The organism is Pseudomonas sp. CFBP13509 (genome assembly GCF_005233485.1).
Lineage (GTDB): Bacteria > Pseudomonadota > Gammaproteobacteria > Pseudomonadales > Pseudomonadaceae > Aquipseudomonas > Aquipseudomonas marginalis.
Map to the genome: position 1 here is coordinate 60,309 of NZ_QGAA01000004.1, position 23,387 is coordinate 83,695.

General features: G+C 59.9%; 18 protein-coding genes. 12 read left to right on the plus strand and 6 right to left on the minus strand.

Annotation, left to right across the window (positions count from 1 at the left end):
- Nucleotides 1-156 precede the first annotated feature (156 nt).
- From PspCFBP13509_RS08210 to PspCFBP13509_RS08230, 5 genes are all read left to right on the plus strand, one after another.
- Entirely contained in the window at nucleotides 157-1,266 is a 1,110-nt protein-coding gene (locus PspCFBP13509_RS08210; RefSeq protein WP_137211801.1) for an efflux RND transporter periplasmic adaptor subunit, read from the plus strand.
- Complete coding sequence (locus tag PspCFBP13509_RS08215; protein WP_065927677.1) at nucleotides 1,263-4,352, plus strand: efflux RND transporter permease subunit; 3,090 nt, start codon at nucleotides 1,263-1,265, stop codon at nucleotides 4,350-4,352. Before PspCFBP13509_RS08210 ends, PspCFBP13509_RS08215 begins: the two co-directional genes overlap by 4 nt.
- A gap of 181 nt (nucleotides 4,353-4,533) precedes the next feature.
- Nucleotides 4,534-5,439: a transcriptional regulator GcvA gene (gene gcvA / locus PspCFBP13509_RS08220; RefSeq protein WP_065927676.1), complete on the plus strand. Its 906-nt coding sequence runs from the start codon at nucleotides 4,534-4,536 to the stop codon at nucleotides 5,437-5,439.
- Between the two features lie 74 nt (nucleotides 5,440-5,513).
- Nucleotides 5,514-6,341, plus strand: coding sequence for a DMT family transporter (locus tag PspCFBP13509_RS08225; RefSeq protein WP_065927675.1), 828 nt, complete (start codon nucleotides 5,514-5,516; stop codon nucleotides 6,339-6,341).
- A gap of 29 nt (nucleotides 6,342-6,370) precedes the next feature.
- The gene (locus tag PspCFBP13509_RS08230) at nucleotides 6,371-7,132 is read left to right on the plus strand and encodes an SDR family oxidoreductase (RefSeq protein WP_137211802.1); all 762 of its coding nucleotides are present in this window, start codon (nucleotides 6,371-6,373) and stop codon (nucleotides 7,130-7,132) included.
- A gap of 37 nt (nucleotides 7,133-7,169) precedes the next feature.
- On the opposite strand, the gene PspCFBP13509_RS08235 is transcribed toward PspCFBP13509_RS08230, so the two are convergent.
- Entirely contained in the window at nucleotides 7,170-8,138 is a 969-nt protein-coding gene (locus tag PspCFBP13509_RS08235; RefSeq protein WP_065927673.1) for an AraC family transcriptional regulator, read from the minus strand.
- A 102-nt stretch (nucleotides 8,139-8,240) separates the two neighbouring features.
- Between PspCFBP13509_RS08235 and PspCFBP13509_RS08240 the strand changes: the two genes are divergently transcribed.
- From PspCFBP13509_RS08240 to PspCFBP13509_RS08260, 5 genes are all read left to right on the plus strand, one after another.
- Complete coding sequence (locus PspCFBP13509_RS08240) at nucleotides 8,241-9,491, plus strand: MFS transporter (RefSeq protein WP_065927672.1); 1,251 nt, start codon at nucleotides 8,241-8,243, stop codon at nucleotides 9,489-9,491.
- Nucleotides 9,492-9,540: 49 nt separating this feature from the next.
- Nucleotides 9,541-10,890, plus strand: coding sequence for an MFS transporter (locus PspCFBP13509_RS08245; RefSeq protein ID WP_137211803.1), 1,350 nt, complete (start codon nucleotides 9,541-9,543; stop codon nucleotides 10,888-10,890).
- Nucleotides 10,887-12,539 (plus strand): N,N-dimethylformamidase beta subunit family domain-containing protein, encoded by a 1,653-nt coding sequence (locus PspCFBP13509_RS08250; RefSeq protein WP_137211804.1) that lies wholly within the window; start codon nucleotides 10,887-10,889, stop codon nucleotides 12,537-12,539. The genes PspCFBP13509_RS08245 and PspCFBP13509_RS08250 overlap by 4 nt, the downstream gene beginning before the upstream one ends.
- A 124-nt stretch (nucleotides 12,540-12,663) precedes the next feature.
- A complete protein-coding gene (locus PspCFBP13509_RS08255) occupies nucleotides 12,664-12,963 on the plus strand; it encodes a hypothetical protein (RefSeq protein WP_065927670.1) in 300 nt (99 codons plus the stop codon).
- Nucleotides 12,964-13,043: 80 nt separating this feature from the next.
- Nucleotides 13,044-13,826 (plus strand): hypothetical protein, encoded by a 783-nt coding sequence (locus PspCFBP13509_RS08260; protein ID WP_065927669.1) that lies wholly within the window; start codon nucleotides 13,044-13,046, stop codon nucleotides 13,824-13,826.
- A 270-nt stretch (nucleotides 13,827-14,096) separates the two neighbouring features.
- On the opposite strand, the gene PspCFBP13509_RS08265 is transcribed toward PspCFBP13509_RS08260, so the two are convergent.
- The 5 genes from PspCFBP13509_RS08265 to PspCFBP13509_RS08290 all read right to left on the minus strand — a co-directional run bounded on the left by PspCFBP13509_RS08265 (nucleotide 14,097) and on the right by PspCFBP13509_RS08290 (nucleotide 17,893).
- A complete protein-coding gene (locus PspCFBP13509_RS08265) occupies nucleotides 14,097-14,318 on the minus strand; it encodes a hypothetical protein (protein ID WP_235865585.1) in 222 nt (73 codons plus the stop codon).
- Nucleotides 14,319-14,882: 564 nt separating this feature from the next.
- Nucleotides 14,883-15,239 (minus strand): type II toxin-antitoxin system RelE/ParE family toxin, encoded by a 357-nt coding sequence (locus PspCFBP13509_RS08275; protein WP_058426049.1) that lies wholly within the window; start codon nucleotides 15,237-15,239, stop codon nucleotides 14,883-14,885.
- 2 nt (nucleotides 15,240-15,241) lie between these two features.
- A complete protein-coding gene (locus PspCFBP13509_RS08280) occupies nucleotides 15,242-15,532 on the minus strand; it encodes a type II toxin-antitoxin system ParD family antitoxin (RefSeq protein ID WP_027605753.1) in 291 nt (96 codons plus the stop codon).
- A gap of 201 nt (nucleotides 15,533-15,733) precedes the next feature.
- Entirely contained in the window at nucleotides 15,734-15,949 is a 216-nt protein-coding gene (locus PspCFBP13509_RS08285; protein WP_058426048.1) for a hypothetical protein, read from the minus strand.
- A gap of 288 nt (nucleotides 15,950-16,237) precedes the next feature.
- Nucleotides 16,238-17,893, minus strand: coding sequence for a GGDEF domain-containing protein (locus tag PspCFBP13509_RS08290; protein WP_223271420.1), 1,656 nt, complete (start codon nucleotides 17,891-17,893; stop codon nucleotides 16,238-16,240).
- Between the two features lie 374 nt (nucleotides 17,894-18,267).
- On the opposite strand from PspCFBP13509_RS08290, the gene PspCFBP13509_RS08295 reads away from it, so the two are divergent.
- A complete protein-coding gene (locus PspCFBP13509_RS08295; RefSeq protein WP_223271427.1) occupies nucleotides 18,268-22,215 on the plus strand; it encodes a response regulator in 3,948 nt (1,315 codons plus the stop codon).
- Nucleotides 22,208-23,323: an HD-GYP domain-containing protein gene (locus PspCFBP13509_RS08300; protein ID WP_058426041.1), complete on the plus strand. Its 1,116-nt coding sequence runs from the start codon at nucleotides 22,208-22,210 to the stop codon at nucleotides 23,321-23,323. The genes PspCFBP13509_RS08295 and PspCFBP13509_RS08300 overlap by 8 nt, the downstream gene beginning before the upstream one ends.
- Nucleotides 23,324-23,387 lie beyond the last annotated feature (64 nt).

Here is a 23,387-nt window from a genome sequence, read left to right on the forward strand (position 1 = left end):
CATTCGTCGGGTCTTGTTTCAAGGGGGGTATGAGCGATTGCGTTGCGGGGGAGCGCATCCCTCTGCGTTATTTGAGATCTCGATTGTGACCATTGACAATAATAGTCACCGGTCTGAATATACGATCCCTGTTCTTTCTATTCAATAAGGGAACCTATGCTCCGGCTCCGACCCATCCCCCTTGCAGCCTGCTTGCTGCCTCTCGTCCTGACGGCGTGTGGTGACTCATCCAACATTGACGATCCGCGTACGCAGGCTCCTCTGGTAAGGCCCGGAACGGTTGAGGGTTCCTCAGAGACGTCACGTTCATTCACGGGGGTAGTGGCGGCCCGCGTGCAGGGTGATCTTGGCTTTCGGGTCTCCGGCAAGATCCTCGAGCGGCTGGTCGATACCGGCCAGAGCGTTAAACGCGGTCAGCCGCTTATGCGCCTTGACCCTATCGACCTGGGGTTGCAGGCGCGAGCACAGCAAGAGTCGGTCACCGCCGCCAGGGCCCGCGCCAGGCAGACCGCCGATGACGAGGCGCGATATCGCGACCTCGTCGCCGCAGGGGCTGTTTCTGCATCGGCCTACGACCAGGTCAAGGCCGCAGCGGATAGCGCAAAGGCGCAGCTCAGCGCCGCACAAGCCCAGGCCGATGTCGCCCGTAACGCTTCCGGCTACGCGGTGTTATTTGCGGATTCCGACGGTGTCGTGGTGGAAACACTCGCAGAGCCCGGGCAAGTCGTCAGCCCGGGGCAGCCCGTGGTTCGACTGGCCCGCGCAGGCCAGCGCGAAGCCATCGTGCATCTGCCCGAGACGTTGCGTCCCGCAGCCGGATCCACCGCGCAAGCGACGCTTTACGGCAGTACCGCAGGGGCTGTTACAGCGAAGCTCAGGCTGCTTTCTGATTCTGCCGACCCAGTGACGCGCACGTTCGAGGCGCGGTATGTGCTTGAGGGCGCGCTGGCCAATGCCCCGATAGGCTCGACGGTCACGCTGCGGATCGCAGAAGGCGCCGCGCACGGGCAGGTGCTGCAAGTCCCCATCGCAGCCCTTTATGACCCAGGCAATGGCACCGGTGTGTGGGTGATCGCAGGCTCGCCGGCAAAGGTGAGCTGGCGTCCTGTTCAGGTGCTGGGATTGAGCGACGATGCCGCACGCGTGGCAGGCGATCTCAAGGTCGGTGAGCAGATCGTCGCGTTAGGCGCCCATCTGCTGCGCGATGGAGAAGACGTGAGAGTGCCCCGGCAGGATGAAGCCAATGTTGCCGGGAGTCATCCATGAGCGAAGGCCGCTTTAATATTTCTGCGATCGCCGTTCGTGAGCGATCCATTACGGTATTCCTGATCTTTCTGATCGCGGTTGCGGGCACCCTGGCGTTCTTCCAGCTGGGGCGTGCGGAGGATCCACCGTTTACGGTCAAGCAGTTGACGGTCATTACTGCCTGGCCGGGGGCTACCGCGCAGGAAATGCAGGACCAGGTCGCAGAGCCACTTGAAAAACGCCTGCAGGAATTGAAATGGTACGACCGCTCGGAAACCTATACGCGGCCCGGTCTCGCTTTCACCATGGTGTCGTTGTTGGACCGCACGCCACCCTCACAGGTGCAGGAAGAGTTTTATCAGGCACGCAAAAAGCTCGACGACGAAGCCACCAAGCTACCGGCGGGTGTAATCGGGCCCTTGGTCAACGACGAATATTCGGACGTGACGTTTGCGCTGTTCGCCCTCAAAGCCAAAGGCGAGCCGCAGCGGCTGCTGGTGCGTGATGCTGAGTCGTTGCGCCAGCAACTGTTGCATGTGCCGGGCGTGAAGAAGGTCAACATCATCGGTGAGCAGGCCGAGCGAATATTTGTTTCGTTCTCCCATGATCGGTTGGCCACCCTGGGCATTGCGCCTCAGGACATCTTTGCCGCGCTGAATAATCAGAACGTGCTCACGCCCGCCGGTTCGATTGAAACAAATGGGCCGCAAGTCTTCCTCCGCCTGGACGGCGCCTTGGACAAGCTGGAGAAGATTCGTGACACGCCGATTGTGGTTCAGGGGCGCACGCTCAAGCTCTCCGACGTGGCCACTGTCGAACGTGGCTATGAAGACCCGGCAACCTTTCTGGTGCGCAGTAACGGAGAAGAGGCCCTGCTGCTGGGGGTCATCATGCGCGAAGGCTGGAACGGCCTGGACCTGGGCAAGGCGCTGGACGCCGAGACGACCAAGATCAATGAAGGCATGCCACTGGGCATGACGCTGACCAAGGTGACCGATCAAGCCGTCAACATCGACTCGGCCGTTGGCGAGTTCATGGTCAAGTTTTTTGTCGCGCTGCTCGTGGTGATGCTTGTGTGCTTTCTCAGCATGGGCTGGCGTGTAGGCGTCGTGGTCGCAGCTGCCGTGCCATTGACACTGGCGATCGTGTTTGTGGTGATGGCGGCCACCGGAAAGAACTTTGACCGTATTACCCTCGGTTCATTGATCCTGGCGCTCGGGTTGCTGGTAGATGACGCGATCATCGCGATCGAAATGATGGTCGTGAAAATGGAGGAGGGCTACGACCGCATCAAAGCCTCCGCGTATGCCTGGAGTCATACGGCCGCGCCGATGCTCTCTGGCACACTGGTAACAGCGGTTGGCTTCATGCCAAACGGTTTCGCCCAGTCCACTGCCGGCGAGTACACCAGCAACATGTTCTGGATCGTGGGCATTGCTCTGATCGCTTCCTGGGTTGTCGCAGTGGCTTTCACCCCTTACCTGGGCGTGAAGTTGCTGCCAGACATCAAGCAGGTAGAGGGTGGGCATGCGGCTATCTACAATACCCCGCGCTACAACCGCTTCCGCCGGGTCCTGACCCGGGTCATCGAGCTCAAGTGGCTGGTGGCTGGCACGGTTATCACGCTGTTTGTCGTGGCCGTCCTGGGCATGGGCCTGGTGAAGAAGCAGTTCTTCCCGACGTCAGACCGTCCCGAGGTGATGGTCGAGGTGCAAATGCCCTACGGAACCTCCATCGAGCAGACCAGTGCCACTGCGAAAAAGGTCGAGGCCTGGCTGCAAAAGCAGGAAGAGGCAAAAATCGTCACGGCCTATATCGGGCAGGGTGCGCCGCGTTTCTTCCTGGCGATGGCGCCAGAACTGCCGGATCCGTCATTCGCCAAGATCGTGGTGCTGACGTCCAGCCAGGAGGCACGTGAAACCCTCAAGCTGCGTTTTCGCGAGGCGGTCGCTGCCGGGCTTGCCCCCGAGGCCCGTGTCAGGGCGACTCAAATTGTGTTTGGGCCGTATTCACCCTATCCCGTCGCCTACAGGGTAATGGGGCCTGACCCGACGAAGCTGCGCGAGATTGCGGGTCGTGTACAAGCGGTCATGCAAGCGAGTCCGTTGATGAGGACCGTCAACAGCGACTGGGGCCCTCTGGCGCCGACTCTGCATTTCAGCCTGGATCAGGATCGCTTGCAGGCGGTTGGACTGACCTCCAGCGCCGTCGCCCAGCAGTTGCAATTCCTGCTGACGGGCGTGCCGATCACGTCGGTTCGTGAAGACATTCGTTCAGTGCAGGTGGTTGGGCGCGCCGCAGGCGATATACGTCTGGACCCTGCGCGGATTGAAGGGTTTACATTGGTGGGCGCCGCGGGCCAGCGGATCCCGCTGTCCCAGGTCGGAGAGGTGGATGTGCGTATGGAGGATCCGATCCTCAGGCGCCGTGACCGTACACCGACGATCACCGTGCGTGGCGATATTGACGAAGGCCTTCAACCACCTGATGTATCGGGTGTGATCATCAAGCAACTGCAGCCGATTATCGACACGCTCCCCGCCGGCTATCGGATCGAGCAAGCGGGTGCAATCGAGGAGTCGGGCAAGGCAGGCCAGGCGATAGTGCCGCTGGTTCCGATCATGATTGCACTGACGCTGCTGATCATCATCGTCCAGGTGCGTTCGATCTCGGCAATGATCATGGTGTTTTTCACCGCACCGCTGGGACTTATTGGCGTGGTGCCGACGCTGCTGATGTTTCATCAGCCGTTTGGTATCAACGCCCTGGTTGGGTTGATCGCGCTGTCGGGCATCCTGATGCGCAACACGCTGATTCTGATCGGGCAGATCCATCACAACGCCCAGGAAGGCCTGGATCCCTTTCACGCCGTCATCGAAGCCACGGTACAGAGGGCCCGCCCGGTACTGCTGACGGCGATGGCGGCCATCCTGGCATTCATCCCGCTGACCCATTCTGTTTTTTGGGGCACGCTGGCCTACACACTGATCGGCGGTACTTTGGTCGGCACCATCATGACGTTGGTGTTCCTGCCGGCGATGTACGCCATCTGGTTCAAAATCCGCCCAGGCAACGCGAGCAAGGCTCAAGCAGTGCGACCTGCCTGAGCAAGGGGTGTTCGAGGGGAGGGCGCCGGTGTCCTCTCGTCGGTCAATTCGCCAAAGCTGCTGCTTCTGTAGGCGCGGACTGAACAAGGACGAGGATTCAAATGGTTACAGTGAAGTAAGCTGCTGCATGAGCTAACGTTCATGCATGCGCTTTTCCTATAACTCGCTGGATCCTGCCCCGATGAGAGACCTGCCGCCTACCGCGACCTTGCGCGCCTTTGAAGTTGCCACCCGCCACCCGACGTTTACTGCAGCCGCACAGGAACTGCATGTGACTCAAAGCGCGGTCAGCCACCAGCTCAAGCACCTTGAGGCGCTTTGGGGGCTGCCGCTGTTTGAACGTGGCAAGGCGTTACGCCTCACGGCAGCGGGGGCTGCGCTGGCGCCCATCGTGCGGGAGTTTTTCATCAGCCTGGAGGCGACTTTGGGTGACCTGCGCGAGCAAAAGGGCCGGGTTCGGCTCAGCGTCAGCACCACCTATTCCTTTGCGCTCAAATGGCTGCTGCCACGCTTGCCGCGTCTGTCTCGCCAGCACCCCGAGCTGCTGGTCTCGCTGGACACCACGGATAAAATCATCCACTTCTCGCACGGCCAGGCTGATGTTGCGATCAGGCTCGGCAAGGGCAATTACCCAGGCCTGTATTCGGAGTTCCTGTTTGGGGAGCAGGTATTTCCCGTGGCCAGTCCCGAACTGCTGCGGCGCGTTGGCACACCGCAAAGCCCGGCAGACTTGTTGCATTTCCCGCTCCTGACTCGGGATGGCGCCGAGTTGGTGCCAAAGTGGGAGGTGTGGTTTCAAGCCGTCGGGTTGGCCTATTTGCCGCTCCAGGAAAGCGTCAGGTTTGGCGATACCAACATGACGGTCGAGGCGGCTTTGCTCGGCCAGGGCGTTGCATTGGTGCGCAGCGGGCATGTGGAGAACGAAATCAGCGATGGCCGTTTGGTGCGGCTGTTCGACGTACCGCTTCCATCGCCGCTTGCTTACTACTTCGTCTGCCCCAAGGGCATCGAATCCCAGCCGCACATCGCCAGCTTTCGCCAATGGCTGGTCAGCGAGGCACTGAAAGTCCAGCGACCGGATGAATGAGTCATGAGTTTCCGCTCATGCTGCGCTGAGGAGACTTCGCTTTAGCCCCGGCGCCGGATTGCCTACAGTGGGGCATGCCTACTCATCTCATCCTCCTCGTGCTTTTCGCCGCGCTGCTGCATGCCAGCTGGAATGCGCTGCTGCGTAGCGGCGCCGACCGGCTGTGGTCCATGACGGTGATGTGCATTGCCATCGCCATCGCCAGTGTCGTCGCCGCAGCGTTCATGGTGCCCCCCGCGATTGAAAGCTGGGGCTACGCGGTGCTGTCGGGGTTGCTGCATGTGGGCTACAACCTGTTTCTGGTGCGCAGCTACCGCGTCGGCGACCTGGGGCAGATCTATCCGATTTCACGTGGATCGTCGCCGGTGCTGATCACCTTGGGTGCCGCCGTGTTTGCCGGGGAAAGCATCACGCCTGGCGAGTTGCTCGGTATTGCGCTGGTGTCCGGCGGGATTATTTCGCTGGCCTTCAGAGGGCGCAGTCTGTCGGTTCCCAGCCTGCCCTATGCGCTGGGAACGGGCGGCTTTATCGCGGCCTACAGCGTGGTCGACGGCATCGGCGCCAGGCTCTCCGGTGCGCCGCTTGCCTACACGGTGTGGATGTGCGCGCTGTGGGGCGTGCTGATGCCGGTGGTCTACATCGGCCTGCGCGACACCCGCAGCTTGTTCCGCGTCCGGCCTGGAACAGTGACCGCGTTGGTCGGCGGGCTGGTCTCTTTGCTCGCCTATGGAATGGTCATTTACGCCATGAACGAAGCGCCACTGGGCGCGGTATCCGCATTGCGCGAAACCAGCGTGCTGTTTGCGGCGTTGATCGGCTATGTGTTCCTCGGCGAGACGCTTACCGCACGCCGGATACTGGCATGCGTAGTGATCGCCAGCGGCACCCTCATCATCGGCTGATACAGCCAACGGCTCAGGAGCAATGTTTAATGGTCAATGTCTTGCAGGCACCGCTGATTCTAATCACGGGTGGAAGTCGTGGAGTGGGGGCGGCAACCGCCCGGCTGGCCGCCGAAAGAGGTTATGACGTCGCGATCAGCTACGTTGCCAACCAGTCCGCAGCGCTGGCGGTGGTGGCGGATGTAGAAGCATTGGGGCGCCGGGCTTTGGCGATGCGGGCCGACAGTGCGGACCCGCAACAGGTGGCCGATATGTTCGCGGCCATCGACCGCACGTTCGGTCGCATCGACGTACTGGTCAATAACGCCGGGATGCTCGCACCTCAGTCACGCCTTGAGGACCTTGGCTTCGAGCGGATGCAGCGCATCTTTGCGGTCAATGCCATCGGGCCGATACTCTGTGCCCAGCAGGCGGTTAAGCGCATGTCTTACCGCTACAACGGCCCAGGCGGGGTGGTGATCAATGTCTCTTCGGCGTCGGCACGCCTCGGCAGCCCCAATGAGTACGTCGACTATGCGGCGTCAAAGGGCGCGCTGGAGACTTTCACCATCGGGTTTGCCAAGGAGGTGGCCCGGGAAGGCATACGCGTTAACTGTATTCGCCCCGGACATATCTATACCGACATGCACGCCAGCGGCGGTGAGCCGGGGCGGGTGGATCGTGTCAAGGATTCGATCCCCATGGGGCGGGGCGGTCAGCCGGAGGAAGTGGCGCGCGCGATTCTATGGCTGGCGAGCGCGGAGGCATCCTTCGTTACCGGTACATTCCTCGACGTAACGGGGGGTAAATGAGTCAAAGGCTCGGATCATCGGCTACCTGCGCTCGGCCTCACGTAACAGCGTGCGGCCTCACCTTGCGACTCAAACCCGGTGTCTTGCCCGTAATGCGCTTGAATGCGCGGCTGAAAGCGGCCTGGGAGGTATAGCCCAAGCGCTGCGCCACCTCTTCAATCGGCAGCCTTTCGAGCGTCAGCCACTGGCTTGCCAGCCGCATTCGCAGTTCGGTGACGTAGCGCAGCGGGGTCATGCCAATCGTCACTTGAAAGCGGTCCGCGAAGGCCGAACGCGAGGTATTGCAGTGCTCGGCCAGCTGCGCAACGGTCCAGTCGCGGCCCGGTTGTTGATGGAGCGCCAGCAGGGCACCGGCCAAGCGTGGATCGCGCAAGGCGGCGACCAGGCCAGAGGCATTCCCGCAGGCGCACTCCACCCACCCGCGAACGACCATGGCGGCCACCACGTCGGCCAACCGCGCGAGGATACCGGCGAAGCCGATACGCGCGGCGCTGACCTCGCGCTCCATGGTGGTCAGGATCGGCACCAGTCCGGGGTAACGCTGGCCGCCGGCATCAATCAGCATCAGTCCCGGCATCAGCCGGCCAAGGCCATGGATACTGCCTAGTTCGAACTCCATGCAACCACTGAACAAAATAGTGCTCGGCGTGGGGCTGGCATCGGTTCCGGTATCCACCGCGCTGACGGTGTCACCTAAGGGCGCGCCGTCCAGGCGGTCGATGTCTTGAACAGGTGCGTCCGGATCGGAAAACAGTTGGTGGGCCGCGCCGTGGGAAATGAACACGGCGTTGCCGGCAGATAAAGCGTAGGTGCTGCCGTCCTCCATTCGCAGCACTGCGTTGCCCACGGCAATGAAGTGGAACCAGGCGTGCCCAGGTTTTTCCGCGAAGCTCAAACCAAAGGTTGGACCTGCCTGGATACGCCGGTATTCGACGCCACGCAGGCGCATGCCGCGCAACAGCTCGTTGATGAGGTCCGAGGAAAGAGCAAATTGATCTGCTGGCATTATTCAGGTGTTTTAGTCAAAAAGGAGAGATTTTTGATCATAGATCATCCAGCTTCCCGCGCCTAGACTTCGGCTCGCCATGAAGATTGGGAGATCCGTGCAATGACTGACTGTGTATGTAACACCGTATCCGACCGCCATTCCGGCGTCGGTGCGGACGTAGAGCCTGCGACGCCCGCGTGGATGGCAGTATTTTCGTTGGCAATGGGCGTATTCGGATTACTGACCGCTGAGTACCTTCCGGCCAGTTTGTTGACGCTGATGGCTAACGATCTGGGGGTGTCCGAAGCGTTGGCTGGCCAGGCGGTGACGGTGACAGCGGTGGTTGCGCTGTTCGCTGGCTTGCTGGTGCCAGGCCTGACCCGCGGCATCGACCGACGCTGGGTGCTGCTGGGTTTTTCCACGTTGATGGTCGCCTCCAATCTGTTGGTCGCCGTTTCCTCCAGCTTCGCGGTGCTGTTGGTGATGCGCATCTTGCTGGGCATTGCCCTTGGCGGGTTCTGGAGCATGGCGGCGGCGGTGGCGATGCGCTTGGTGCCGAGTGCGTTGTTGCCCCGGGCGCTGTCGATCATTTTCAGTGGCATTGCCGTCGGGACGGTCGTTGCAGTACCGCTGGGCAGCTATCTTGGCGGGCTGTACGGCTGGCGCAGCGCGTTCTTTGCCGCAGCGGCGGTAGGCATGGTGACCCTGGCTTTCCAGTCGTTCACGCTGCCGCGCCTGGCGCCGCGCCGGCCGGCACGTCTGCGCACTGTGCTCGAGGTGTTGCAGCGCCCGGGCATCGCCATGGGGATGTTCGGTTGTGTGCTGGTGCACAGCGGCCACTTTGCGATGTTCACTTATGTTCGGCCATTCCTTGAAGGGACGACTGGCATCGGCCCGCAGGGGCTGTCGTTGATGTTGCTGGGTTTTGGCGTGGCGAACTTCGCCGGCACGCTGTTGGCCGGCAGGCTGCTGGAGCGCCACCCGCTGGCCACGCTGGTGTTGATGCCGGCGCTGGTCGGCGTTGCAGCCCTGGCGTTGGTGCTGTTGCCGGCCTCGGTGCCGGGGCAGGCGCTACTGCTGGCGGTCTGGGGCTTGGCCTTTGGTGGTGTGCCGGTGGCGTGGTCGAACTGGGTCGCCAGCGCGGTACCTGACCAGGCGGAAAGTGCCGGAGGGATGGTAGTGGCCTCTGTGCAGTCGGCCATCGCCACGGGCGCTGCCGCTGGCGGTGCAGTGTTCAGCGTCGGTGGCAGCGCAGGCGTATTCGTAGCGGCGGCCGTACTGATGCTGCTGGCCGCGCTGCTGATTGCGCTGCGTGTCCGCGTCCCTTCTGCCCAGGGCGTACGTCAGCCCAAGCCCGCGTTGCACCTTTGATCCGGTTTGCCAAACCGCTTCGATCCCGTTCGTCACCAGGAGATACCCCATGAACAATACGACGTCTCACCAAGGACGCCTCAAATCGTTGCGCGCAGCCGGTATCGGCAATGCGCTCGAATGGTTCGACTGGACCCTGTACGCCACCTTTTCGGTGTACCTGGCAAGCAACCTGTTCGACAAGACCGATGCGCGCTCGGCGATGCTCGCGACCCTTGCGGTGTTTGCGGTTGGCTTTGTCGCACGCCCTGTCGGCGGCTGGTTGTTTGGCCGGCTGAGCGACCGACTGGGGCGCCGGGCCATCATGGTGCTCACCATGCTGCTGCTTGCGATCAGCAGCCTGGGCATCGCGCTTATCCCTGACTACCAGAGCATTGGCCTGTATGCGTCGGGCGCGCTGCTGTTTTTCCGGCTGATGCAGGGGCTCGCCCATGGTGGCGAGACAGGGGTGTCCTACACCTATGTCGCCGAGATCGCCCCAAGCAAGCACCGTGGCCTATGGTCAAGTTCCGTCTACGTGGGGGTGACGCTCGGGGTGATGGCGGCAACGGCCGTGGCGGCGACGCTGACCTGGCTGCTGGGTGCCCAGGCCATGGGTGACTACGGCTGGCGGGTCGGCTTCGCCATTGGTGGAGTGCTCGGTATTTACGCGCTGTTTTTGCGCCGTGGTGCGCAGGAATCTCATGTGTTCGTAGAGCAGCAAGGGCAAGCGCGGCCGCCGCGCAAGCTGTCCAGGGGGGAGATGCTACGGGTGGCGCGCAACATCGTCATGCTTGCTGCGGCCGCCAATGTCACTTACTACGCGTGGGTCACGTTTGGCGCTTCGACGGCGATTGCCCAGGGCATGGACGCCACGGGTGCCTATGTGGCCAGTCTGCTCGCGCAGCTCCTCTGTGTGTGCTGGTTGCCGGTCTGCGGGATGGTGTCCGATCGGGTAGGGCGCCGGCCCATGGTTATTGCCTGGGGCCTGGGCGTGATCGTGCTGACCTATCCCCTTTCGATAATGGTGACCACTGAACCCTGGACGCTGTTCCTGGCCCAGGTGCTGGGGCTGGGCGCCTGGTCGCTGATCGCGGCGATTTTCCCTGCTGTGCTGTCCGAGCAGGTGCCGACCCAGGCACGGGCCCAGGGCGTCGGTTTGGTCTCGTCGGTTTCAGTGGCGATCTTTGGCGGCACCGCCCCTTATCTACACAACTATCTCAGCGGCGCCGACCTTGGCTATCTGTACGTCAGCTATGTGATCGGGTTGGGCGTTGTCACCGTCCTGGCAGGGTTTCTTATCGACGAAACAGCGGGCATCGACCTTGCGCACATCAAGGCGCCTGGCGCTCGAGTCAGCGTAAATACATTGGCTGGTCGAGCTGCAGAATCAGCCGATCAAAGGAGTACGACTCAATGAATTCCACAGACCTCAAAAACGCCGCTGCGCGAGGCGAACGCCCGGGCGCCAACGTGACCGTCAGCCAGACTTCGGGCCCACGTCAGGCCGCACGCGAGACCTGGGTCGAAGTCCCTTGCGAGTCGGGCCCGGCGGCCGCCTGGTGCTATTCGGACCGCCGCGCCTATAGCCCGGGTGATTCGGTTTGCCTGTATCTGTCGTCGAACCGCCCGCACGTGCGGCTGCGGATCTATCGTGATGGCGCCATCGCCCGCACGCTGCATACCACCGACAGCCTTGACGCTCGATTCCACCCCATACCCGAACGTGCCTATGAGCATGGCTGCCAATGGCCTGTCTTCATGCAATGGTCAATTCCGGCGGATGCCGAGCAGGGTGGCTACATAGTGGAAGTGCGGGACGGCGACGACAGCGTCCTCGGGCATCATCTGTTTATCGTCAAGGCGCTGCGCAAGCGTGCCGATGCCTTGGTGCTCGTTGCGGCCACCTCGACGTGGGCTGCTTATAACGACTGGGGCGGAGCCAATCATTACTTTGGCGTTCATCCCGGCACGCCACGTGGCCGCTCACCGTTGCTGTCGGCACAGCGCCCCTGGGCGCGAGGGCAGGTGTGGCTGCCAACCGATGCGCCACGTTGCGTCAACGCGAGCCGGCCCCGCACGCCAGGGCCGGCGCGCTATGAGTTCATCGAATGGGCCTCCCTTAATGGCTACGCCAAGTACTACGCGCTGGCGGGGTGGGCTTCCTTCGAGAGACCTTTTGTAGTCTGGGCCGAGCAGCAAGGTTATACGGTGCATATCGTGACCCAGGACGATTTGCATCACGACCCCCACGCGCTTGAGGGCTACGCCTGCGCCGTCTTCATCGGGCACGACGAGTACTGGACGCGGGAAATGCGCGACCATGTCGACGCCTTTGTCGAGGAGGGCGGCAAGGTCGCGCGCTTCGCCGGCAATTTCATGTGGCAGATTCGCCTGGAGGATGAAGGCCGGCGGCAGGTGGCCTACAAGTACGACGCCGGTGCGCTCGATCCTGTGGCCGCTACCGAGCCTCATCGGCTAACGGGGGCATGGGAAGATCCGAGGGTGAATCACCCCGGGGCAACGACGTTCGGGGTGAATGCTCTGCGAGGGATTTACGCCAGCTTTGGAGGCATGGCGCCGCGCAGCCCGCGCGGCTACACAGTCTTCAGGCCCAAGCACTGGGCGTTCCTGGGGACGGGCCTGGGTTACGCGGATATGTTCGCGGACGAAGCCAACATCTTCGGCTATGAGGTGGATGGCCTGGAATACACCTTCGTCGACGGCCTCCCGGAACCGCTCTACACAGACGGGGCGCCCTGCGGATTGCAAATTCTCGCCATGGGCTGGGCGACCAATGCCGAGCATGGTCGGTCCGAGGATGCCTATTCATTCATGCTCGGCGATGGCGATGCACGGTTTCGTGCTTCCATCCTGGCGCCCGACCTCAGCGACGCCAGCATCGATTTGCATAGCCGCGGGGCCGGCATGGTGGTGCACTTCCACAAAGGTCGAGGCGAGGTGTTTACCGCCGCCACGTGCGAATGGGTGCATGGGCTCATGCAGGCGGACATTTACACGGTGATGATCACAAAAAATGTGCTTGAGCGTTTCTTGCGCAATACGTAACTATTGAGAGCTAGGTCCGCCGCGTGCTTAACCACCGTTGGCGCCGTTGACCTGCCGATGTTTGGAACGACCGTCAATGCCTGTCAGTCTATCTATACCTACTCATTTGGTAAGGTATAGCGCCATGGATAAGACCATCACCGTGGATCAATTGGATACTACCGACCTTGGATCAATCAACGAGATATGGCTCGGCGCAACTCATGCCCAACTGTGCCTATGGCGTGGCGAGCAGGTCTTCACTCACGAGATGATGAGCGAGGGCACCCACGATCAGAATGTCCGACGCCTGTGCGTGCAGTTGGTCAATCCTGATGATCAAGCCGCAGTGGCCCGGGTTGAGATAATGGTGCGCGAACGGCTGAAAAAGAGTGGGAAGGCTGGCGAGTTTTATCCCGCTGAGGAGGCGGACTCTCATCAATAGTAAAAGGAGTATTGGGCAGGCAGAGAGGTCCTTGGGATTACCCACTTATTTCAGTAACAAGACGGAGCAGACCACTGTTTATGGATATCGAATTTCGCGGTAATGGCATGCGTGAGAACCCGTCTGTAGGTACATGCGATGAGTACGGCGTAAGCGGGATTACCCGCTTTGACGATCTGGCTGAAGCCCATCGTAGGATTGCTGAGTTGCACCCAGGCTTTAAACCTCTGTTCTCGCTCGATGACTTGCACCAAGCCCGCTACACCTCGGGGCATGCGCGCAACAATTCAGGAATGGACGATGCATCGGAGCAGGACATCGCGGCGTTACCGCCGGAGTGCTTTGAGAATGGTGAATACATTGGCTATCCGACAACGAAAGCGGAATTTGCAATGTGCTTTCGCAATTTCATGAACCTGGTTGCATTCACCTCTTTCGAAGATGCTTGCGCCCATGGCTTGACGCTTGATGAGCAGGCCCTACAGGAGTGGATCGCTTACCAGAACGACCCTGTCTCTCTTCTAGATCAGCCCCTTTCAGCGCTCTTGGTACCCGTTCAGCAGTCGTGCGAGGCACTGGCGGCTTTTCCGAACGGCTATTTCACTTCAGATCTTGATCCTGCAAAGAACTTTGCGGTGGCGCATCATTTTTTACTGGCGCATGGTTATGAACTGATGGGAGTAGGTGCCTCTTACATCGGCTTCATTCGTGCTGAGCCGCCTGACCTGGCCCTGGCTAATCTGGTTGCCAAAGACATTTGTGCGCTCTACAACACTAGCGATGAATACCTGCAAGCACGCCACCTCGCAGTCGCCCAGGCGATCTCCGGTCGGACCCATCTTTGGCTGCGTTATGTGGAATGACCGCGATCGTGGCACGTACTTGGCCTTAGTTTGCATTGCTGCAAAATGGCCACGCCTGGCGAGTTGACTGGTATTTCCAACTTGCTCCCTTGCGTGGGATTCAATTTATCAGTCAGGGCGCACGTCGACAGATCCGGAGCAGCTGCGTGGGCACTGGCTAGTCAGATGTTTCCCGGCCTAGCCGCGTGATGCAGGGGGCCTATCGACGAGTTTTGGCCCAAAGCGTATGTGGTCGCAGGCCGGAGCGGTTTTGGGCTGCTGCGCCAGGTATTAAATGTCGAGTTCAAGGTGTCGATGCAGTTTATTGCCGATAGCAGGCAAGATGAGGTTACTCAGCGCACCACTAGACCCTGTAATGGATTTGGTCACCCGTTCGGCAGACTTAAATGCTAGCCATTGCTTGGCGACATACTCGAAGGTGCGCTCTTCATTGAGCAACTGTGCCTCGAAGTTGGCGGTCTTGGCCTTGAGCGGGGCGATGTGGTTGACCACGTCGCAGCGTGCTTGTCGGGTTCATAATGTTTTATATCCGTTTATAGAGCCTGGTAGAGTTTTTTTACAAACTCTCGGGGTCCCCAAAGAACATTTTGACTAGGCTCTAGGACAGTAGTTTCAGCTTGAAAAAAGCGAATTATGCCCCCATTTATGCCCCCAATTGCACAGGGTGTGCGAGCGATCGCGAATGGCGATTTCTGACATGGATCTGGGTGGCCGTCACTGGTATTCAGTGCGCCTCCGTATACTGGATGAGCAACCCGTATCTGGCAAATCCTTGGTCGCTCGGAAGAGGATTTGGGTAATGAGTCGACATCCTTAAGTGGAGTTGTCGGGTCTGTCTCTCTGCACCTATCCTGAAATTGACCCGCGAGATGCTCGTGCTCTGCGTGATGTTGCCAGGGCTCTGGTCGTGGGTCTCGATAGCCCGGTGGACACCGAACCTCCCGCCTCAATTGGCCGCCAAGTCGGCTGACAACGAGGGCGCTCAGGTTGAGATATAGAGGGGACGCCTTACCTTCGCTATTCCTGGCCAGTTAAGCCGTTGGGCCAGGTCGCTGATCAGTCGTTAGGTAAGTGCAACTGCACTTCCATGGCGTCATGAAGGAGTCGGACGACCTCGATCACGTCGTCATTTGCCAAACGATAAAATACGACGTGGCGTGGGCTTTTGACCGTTCCATGGGGATGTCTGGCCTGCTGGCGTGAATAGGTGAGATGATAGCTGCGAAGGCCCGGTGCAAGCTCATCGCGGTCATGGCTGCCAATGCAATAAGGCGTGTCGGCAAGCGCTTGCAGCGCCGCGAGGATCAGCGCCTGGTAGCGCTGGCGTGCTTGATCGCCGAACTGCGCTTGGGAGAGCCTGAGGATGTCGACAATGTCGGCACGCGCCGCGTTGGAAATCCGATACTGCGGCATGCTCAGTGTTTCTCTCGCGCGGGGAGGGTGGCCTCCAGGCTCAAGCCCTCGAGGTAGTGCTCCAGATCTCCTTCGTTCACCTGAGTAAAGCGCCCGTGCTCAAGGTCCATGATGCCGATCGAGGTCGCCTGACGCAGGGCCTCAATTTTGGCGGTATCTTCGGCGACGCGTTGCTCCAATAGCCTTAAGCCTTCTCGCATTACTTCGCTGGCATTTTGATAACGGCCGGACTGGACCAGGTCCTGGATAACCTGTTCTTGGTGAGGGGTGAGCACAACGTTTCGCGTCGCCATCATTAGCTCCAACTCTGGGCAAACATATTGTTTCGAACGTTGGCATATTATGCCATTTTACATAAAAGCAGGGAGTTTAGGATTTGTACCTGACGAACTGTAAAGTGTGGGGTCATCCTTTGCGCCGAACAGATGGCCCGGACTGTAAGCGCACAAAGTCCAAGCAAGGCTGTCGCATGCGGGACGTCGTGGACAGCTTAATTAGTGTGGGCCTCGGGCCTTCAGTTTTGCCAAACCTTGTTTGATGTGTCCGGCGTTCTCTCCAATCGTTTGTAGCGCGCCGCGGATATTGTCGCCTGTGTCCGTCGTACCCTTGCGCTCAATCCACAACGTCAACTCCATCACCGCCGCCTCTAAGGCGAGCTGGTTTTGGTACAGACGCTCAAGGACATCAGGCAGTGAATATTCAGTGGGCATTGTTTCGACTCCAATGAAGGAGCCGAAAGCGTAGCAGCGGGGGAGGCGGATGTCCTGAGCCACCCGTGAGTTAAGTGCATGAAACGGTTTAGAGTGAGGGCCAGCATTCGCCAAAAACTGCCGTTGCGACAGGCAGCAGACGGCCAGAAGTGGCCATTCAGCTTTCACAATCCGGGCCAGTCAACTGCGCTGAATTGAAGCCTCATGCGAAGGACGACACACGCACACCGCAATGGCGCACTGGTTTCTAACCACCAAGTCTTTTCGCAGGGGCACCACGCAGCAGCTTCAAGCGTGCGCAGCGATACTGGCTTTGCTTTGGAACATGTCGGTGTCAGCCTTGAAAATCAAATCGTCGAGGCCTTCACCATCTTCCGGATACCACGCCACCCCTAGGCTAGCGCTAACCTTGATCTGGCTGTTTTCCCATGGAATGGGCAAGGCGACGGCTTCGCAGATTTCACCTGTGATGCGCTGGATATCGCTTCTGCGATGCGCGCCGTCGAGCAGCAAGATAAATTCATCACCGCCCATGCGGGCAGCTATTTCGAACTCGCAAATATTGGATTTGATCGCCGAGGCTGCGTGGATCAGCATGGCATCGCCCGCCTGGTGGCCATAACGATCATTGATCTGCTTGAAGTGGTTCAAGTCGATATAGCACAGGGCCAGATGCTCTCCACGATTCTTTGCATCGAGCAGCCTCTGACTAGCGAAGGGAATAAAACTATTGCGATTGGGTAAGCCAGTCAGGCTGTCATAGAAAGCCAGCTTGTGTACTTCCTCTTCGGCGAGTTTGCGCAACTTGATCTCGTTGCGTAGATGGCGCTGGGAATTCAACAGAACCAGAGCGAACATCAGGACAAGCACAGCGCCGATGCTGATCAGAACAATGGTCTTGCGCAGTCGCTCAACGAGTTGCGGCGGGTTGGGATCGTAAATGAAGTTTTCCAGCCCGGCGATAGTGTCGACCATACCCAGTTCGAGGAAAGTTTCAGCCATACGTTGCCAACGCCCTGGGTTCATATGACCGATCTCGATCAGGTCAGATACCACCAGCGGACGCATGGCCTGAGCTTCGAACTGCAAGTGCGCGCGACTTTTGTCCACCGAATACTGATTGAGCAGCAGGTCTATGATTTGCTCGGGGTTATCCATCGCGTAGCGCCAGCCGCGCAGGGTAGCGCGGCGGAAGGCCTCGACGCGCTGTGGATGCTCGTCAATCTCGGCCTGGCTGGTGAACAGGATGTCGCTGTAGAAGTCGATCCCGTAGGTGACGGGCGAGATGATGTTGTATTCCACGCCCCGCTGTTGCAGGTAGAAGGGCTCGTTGGTCAGGTACGAGTTGAACGCCGTCACTTTACCGCTGGCCAGATCCCCAATTTGAAAACTGCTGGGTAGCAGTTGTAGTTTTTCGAGGGGTATACCCTCGCTACGGAACATCGCCAGAAAATCGGCATCTGTCTGCGCATCCATCAGCATCAACGGCTTGCCGATCAGGTCGTGCGCAGTGCGAACACCCTGGTCTGTGCGAGCCACGAGCACGGAAGGTGAGTGCTGAAAAATCACCGCCAGCGCTACCAAGGGCTTTCCATGCAGGCGTGCGTAGAGCAATTCGCTATTAGCTTCGCCGTATTGGGCACGCCCAGAGAGCACTTCTTCGACCGGTGTGACATTGGGGCCACCTTCGTGCAAGCGCACGTCCAGTCCTTCTTCACGGTAATAGCCCTGAGCGATGGCGGCATAGTAGCCCGCGAACTGAAACTGATGCCGCCAACGTAGCTGTACATCAATAACCTGCTCAGCACTATTCTGTTTAGTGACCGGACTCGCCCACGCAGCCTGAGCCGAGAGCAACACGAAACACAGTAGTCGACGCAGCCGAACCAACAGAAGTCTCTCCGGCCGGTCGAGCGCGTTAGAACAGCAACAGCGGCTGGGCATCGTGAGAGTCCATGGATCGCGCTCGTGGTTGAGCGTGCAAGGCGTGGCGCGACATTGTGACATCACTCATACAGGGCCAGCAATCGCGCGCCACGCCGCAAGCGGCCGCTATACTCGCTTGCGGCGTGGCTGGCGTTTGCTTCCCTGGAACAGACAGCTCCCGGCCATTTCCGGACATTGGAGAAACTTAGGTGTGCGAGTATTAAGTAAGCGTCCGGAAACTCACTCTCCGGACGGTGAGTAGCAGTGGGAAGTTGCTAGCTGGCCCTGTTTTTGTTGCTGGCGCTTGCTGCACCGTATGCCTACACTCCAAAAACCTATAATACCAGTGCAGAACGGCGGACAAGCTCGTGCAAGGGCGTTCACAAGGATATGTGGAGTTGGATAGTGAGCAATTACCTACCAGCAGGAGCATTTTGAAAACAGAGCCGCGCTTGGGAGCGTTGCTTGCACTGGTAAGCTTGTTGGTGTTGGGCATGCCATGCGTGGAAGCACGTACGCTGTCCCAGATTCGGGAAAGCGGCGTCCTGCGCATATGCGTGGCTGGCTCAAGCGCTTCTTTCTACCGGACTAACGCGGAGGCGTTCGCGCGGTCACTCGGTTTACGCCCACAGGTAACGGAACTGCCGAGTTTCGATGCGCAGTTTCACGACGATCGGGGCGAGACCGTACGCGAGGCAAGCTACGACCCGAAGCTACTCGCCGAAGGCCGCTGTGATCTTTATCCAAATGACTTGCAGATCGTCCCTTGGCGCGAAACGAAGATGTTGCTCGTGCCCTATTACCGGGTACGCAACCTGGTCATCGCCCATCGCTCCAACCAGTCCCTTGGCAACGAGGTGTCTGATCTGCTCGGTCTGACGGCGGCAGTGCAGAAGGGTACGGGCTACGAGCAGTGGATCGATGAAGCCAACCGCGGTCCTCTATCCAGTCAGCCGGTCAGAATCGTCTATGCGCCAACCGAGCAGGCGGTGAAACTGGTAGCCGATGCGAAGGTGGACTTCACGGTGTTGGGTAGTGAAAGCGCGCTGCGCTGGGCTCGTGAAGATCCCGAACGTCTCTCCATTGCGTTTCCGGTCAGCGAAGCGACCAGCGTTGGGTGGGGTGTTGCGCGCAACGCGCCGGATCTCGCACGAGCGCTGGAGCAGTTCTTCCAGTCCAGCAATCGCATTGATTCGCCGCTCGATGCGAGCTGGCGGCGGTACTATCGCGTATCGCTCATGGAATACCGGCTGTTCGAGGAGTCCCTCAACGAGGACGGCCTCGATATTAAAACCGTAATGAGCTGGGCGATACCGAGCTTGGTCGCGGTCCTGCTGTTGCTCGGCGCCATGCTGGCCTGGAACCGACGCCTCAACCGGGAAGTAGACGAGCGCAAGCGCGTTGCCGCAGAGCTAGCCGAGCGCGAGGCTTTCACCCGCGCGCTCATGGATACCAGCCCCGCCAGCCTGGTGCTGGCAGATCGGAACGGAGCTGTCAGGGAAGTAAGCCAACGCTTTTCACAGGCGACCGGTTATGTCAGCGAGGACCTGCTCGGGCGCAACGCCACGAGCCTGTATTTCGACCCTGAGGAGCGCGAACGCTTCCTCGAACTGCTGACACGAAACGGCAAGGTCGAAAACTTCGAGACCCGCCTGCTGCACAAAAATAGATCAATTCTCTGGGTTCTGGTCGGTGCATCATTCGTGACAATCCACGGTGAGACCCTGGTCGCCAGTTGGGTGCGCGATGTCACGGATCATCATGCGGCAGCAGTGGCGCTTAGCGAAGAACGCGCGCGGCTGCAGGCAATCCTCGATACGAGTCCAATCAACATAGCCTTTTCTACCCAGGGCGTGATCCGCTTCGCCAACCCCCGCTTCTGTGAAACGTTCGGCGTAGGCGTCGGTGACGCTGCTTCGCAGATTTACGCGAATGGGCATGATCGCGAAGCCATCGTCGAACGCCTCACGGACGACGGCATCGCAAAGGACCAGGAAGTGCCGATGCGTGACCGGCAGGGGCGCGAACGCACCATGCTTGTCACCTACCTGCCAATCCAGATCCAGGGGGAGCAAGGGCTGCTCGGCTGGCTGCAGGACATCACCGAGCGCAAGGCAGCAGAGCACGCGCAGCAGCGGGCGAAGGAGATTGCTGAAGAGGCGACGCGGGCAAAAAGCGACTTCCTTGCAAACATGAGTCACGAAATCCGCACGCCCATGAATGCGATCATCGGCATGTCTTACCTTGCGCTGAAGACTTCTCTGGACCAGCGGCAGCGCGATTATGTCTCGAAGATCCACAACGCGGGCACTTCGCTGCTTGGCATCATCAACGACATCCTCGACTTCTCCAAGATCGAGGCCGGCAAGCTTAGCGTCGAGGCAGTGCCATTTGAGATAGACGCAGTGCTCGACAACGTGTCCTCGCTGATTGCGCAAAAGGCCTACGACAGGGGCATTGAGCTGCTGTTCGACCGGGCGTCGGACGTTCCCGATACGCTGCTTGGAGATCCGCTGCGTCTGGGCCAGGTCATCCTGAACCTGGTAGGCAACGCAGTGAAATTTACCGAACAGGGGCAGGTGACGGTCGTGGTTCGCAACCTGGGCCGCACCGGCGACAAAGTTCAACTGCAGGTTCGTGTCCGCGATACCGGTATCGGCATGACTCCCGAGCAAACCGGGCGACTCTTTGAGGCCTTTGCCCAAGCCGATAGCTCCACAACGCGACAATTCGGCGGTACCGGCCTGGGCCTTGCCATCTCGAAGCGCATCGTCGAGCTGATGGGCGGAACGATCGCGGTTGACTCAGAACCGGGCAACGGCAGCACTTTCTCTTTCAGCGTCTGGCTTGGTCTTGACCAGCACATGCGTACGCAGCGCCAGATTGTCCCTGCGGAGCTCGCCGGAGCGCGCGTCCTGGTCGTCGATGACAATGCCGACGCGCGCCAGATCCTTTCCGACATGCTTCGCGTAGCGGGGCTTTCGCCGGTCGCGGTGGCGTCAGGCGAGGCTGCTCTGGAGAGCCTTCGCGGTGCTTCGGCCGACCACCCATTCCTGGCGCTATTGGTGGATTGGCAAATGCCAGAGATGGATGGCATCGAGACGACGCGCCGGGCGCTTGGCCTGCAGCCTGCACTGTACGCCGTCATGGTCAGTGCATTTGGGCATGACGAAATGCACGCCGCTGCGCAAGCGGCCGGCATTCGCGCGTTCCTGGTCAAGCCGGTCAACCAGTCCTCGCTGGTAGAGGTACTGATCAACTTATTCGCGCCGCAAACGGGCGTGGTGGCGCTAACCGTACCCATTGCGCAGGCGAAGGTGCTCGCCGGAGTGCGCCTGCTCGTCGCGGAGGACAACGAAATCAACCAACAGATTGCCAGGGAGCTTCTCGAGGCTGCCGGTGCCCTGGTGGAAGTTGCCGGCAACGGCTGCGAGGCGCTGTCGATGTTGGCTGCAGCGCAATACGACGCGGTGCTGATGGACGTACAGATGCCGCAGATGGATGGTCTCGAGACGACCCGGCGTATTCGCGTCGGGCCTCACTGCGCACAGATCCCGGTGATTGCTATGACCGCACATGCCAGGGTCGAGGACCGGGAGCGCTGCATCGAGGCGGGCATGGTCGACCATGTGACCAAGCCCGTGGATCCGCAAGCACTCATCGCCACGGTTCTGCGCTGGGTCGTACCTCGGTCGGCGGCAGTGGAGCCGTCCAGCGCCGCATCGGGCGAGGAGCGCCTACCGGACATTCCAGGGCTAGATAGCGCCGACGGACTGAGGCGAGTGGCGGGCAATCGCCAGCTATACATCAAGCTGCTGGGTCAATTTGCCGACCGCAGGGCTATGGAAGGGCAAGCGCTGGGGAACGCGCTACGCGCGGGTGATCGGGCGACGGCCGAGCGAATGGCCCACACCGTGAAAGGCGTTGCAGGCAACCTCGGTTTCAGCGGCCTGCAAGCCATGGCCGGTAAGCTGGAAACCGCGATCAGGGCACACGCTGAGTCGGACGCATTGGTGAATGAATTGATCGAGGCGCTCTCGCTGGCCGTGCATGCAATCCGTCAAGCGCTGGGTAGCGGCCAGGCAGCACCGGCGGTGGTATCGAGCGTCGACTGGGCACAGCATGCCATAGCGCTCATCCACCTGCTGGAGGCCAATGACGGAGCAGCGCCGGATTATATGGAACAGTATGCGGATTCGTTGCGCGGAGCACTCGGCCAGGACAGTTTCGAGCAGTTGATGAATGAGGTGAACAACTTTGACTTCGAGGCCGCACGGCTAACCCTCAAACGTGCATCGACGAACCGCGATACCCCGTGCTGGAGGGAGCATCATGAGTGAAACGCTAAACTACTCACTTCGCCCGATCATCCTCATTGTCGATGATACGCCGGAGAACATTACGCTGATCAATGGCCTGCTGAAGGACATCTACCGCACGCGGGTTGCCATCAGCGGTGAGCGCGCGCTGAAGGCAGCGGTGCAGGAGCCTCGCCCGGATCTGATTCTGCTCGACATCATGATGCCTGATCTGTCGGGGTATGAGGTGGCAGAGCAGCTCAAGCGCGATCCGCGCACCGCTCATATTCCGATAATCTTCATCACCGCCATGGCAACAATGGAAGACGAGATCCTGGGTTTGCAGATGGGCGCCGTGGACTACATCACCAAGCCGATCAACCCACCCATCGTGCTGGCACGGGTGGAAACCCAATTGAAGATCAAGGCGGCCGCCGACTTTTTGCGTGATCAGAAGGCTTACCTTGAGCAGGAAGTCCAGCGCCGCACCGCCGAGGTCATCGCCATCCAGGATGTGACCATTCAGGCCATGACCTCGCTGGCCGAAACCCGCGACAATGAGACGGGTAACCACATTCGACGAACTCAGCACTACGTCAGACTACTGGCCGAGATGCTTCGCGAACATCCGAGGTTCCAGCAGTTTCTCAATGACGAAAGTATCCGCCTGCTGTTTAAGTCAGCTCCGTTGCATGACATCGGCAAGATCGGCATCCCCGATGACATACTGCTCAAGCCGGGGCGCCTCACGCCGGAAGAGTTCGAGACGATGAAGACCCATACGGTACTGGGACGCGATGCAATCCGGCATGCCGAAGAGCAGTTGGGCACCTCGGTGGGATTTCTGCGCCTGGCCAAGGAGATCGCCTACAGCCACCACGAGAAGTGGGATGGTACCGGTTATCCCGATGGGCTGAGTGCCGATGACATCCCCATCAGCGCCAGGCTCATGGCATTGGCGGATGTCTATGACGCGCTGATTAGCCGACGCGTATACAAGAAAGGCATGTCACACGATCAGGCGCTGGAGATAATCCGCCAGGGATGTGCTACGCATTTCGATCCAGATATTTGCGAGGTTTTCCTGGCCAACCATGAGCAATTCCAGGCTATCGCGGTGCGTTTTGCTGATCGCGGTCAGGATGGCTAATGAACGCGTCGCCGTGAAATCAATGCCATGTACGGGACAACCACCGTTTCGCGGATCGCGTGCT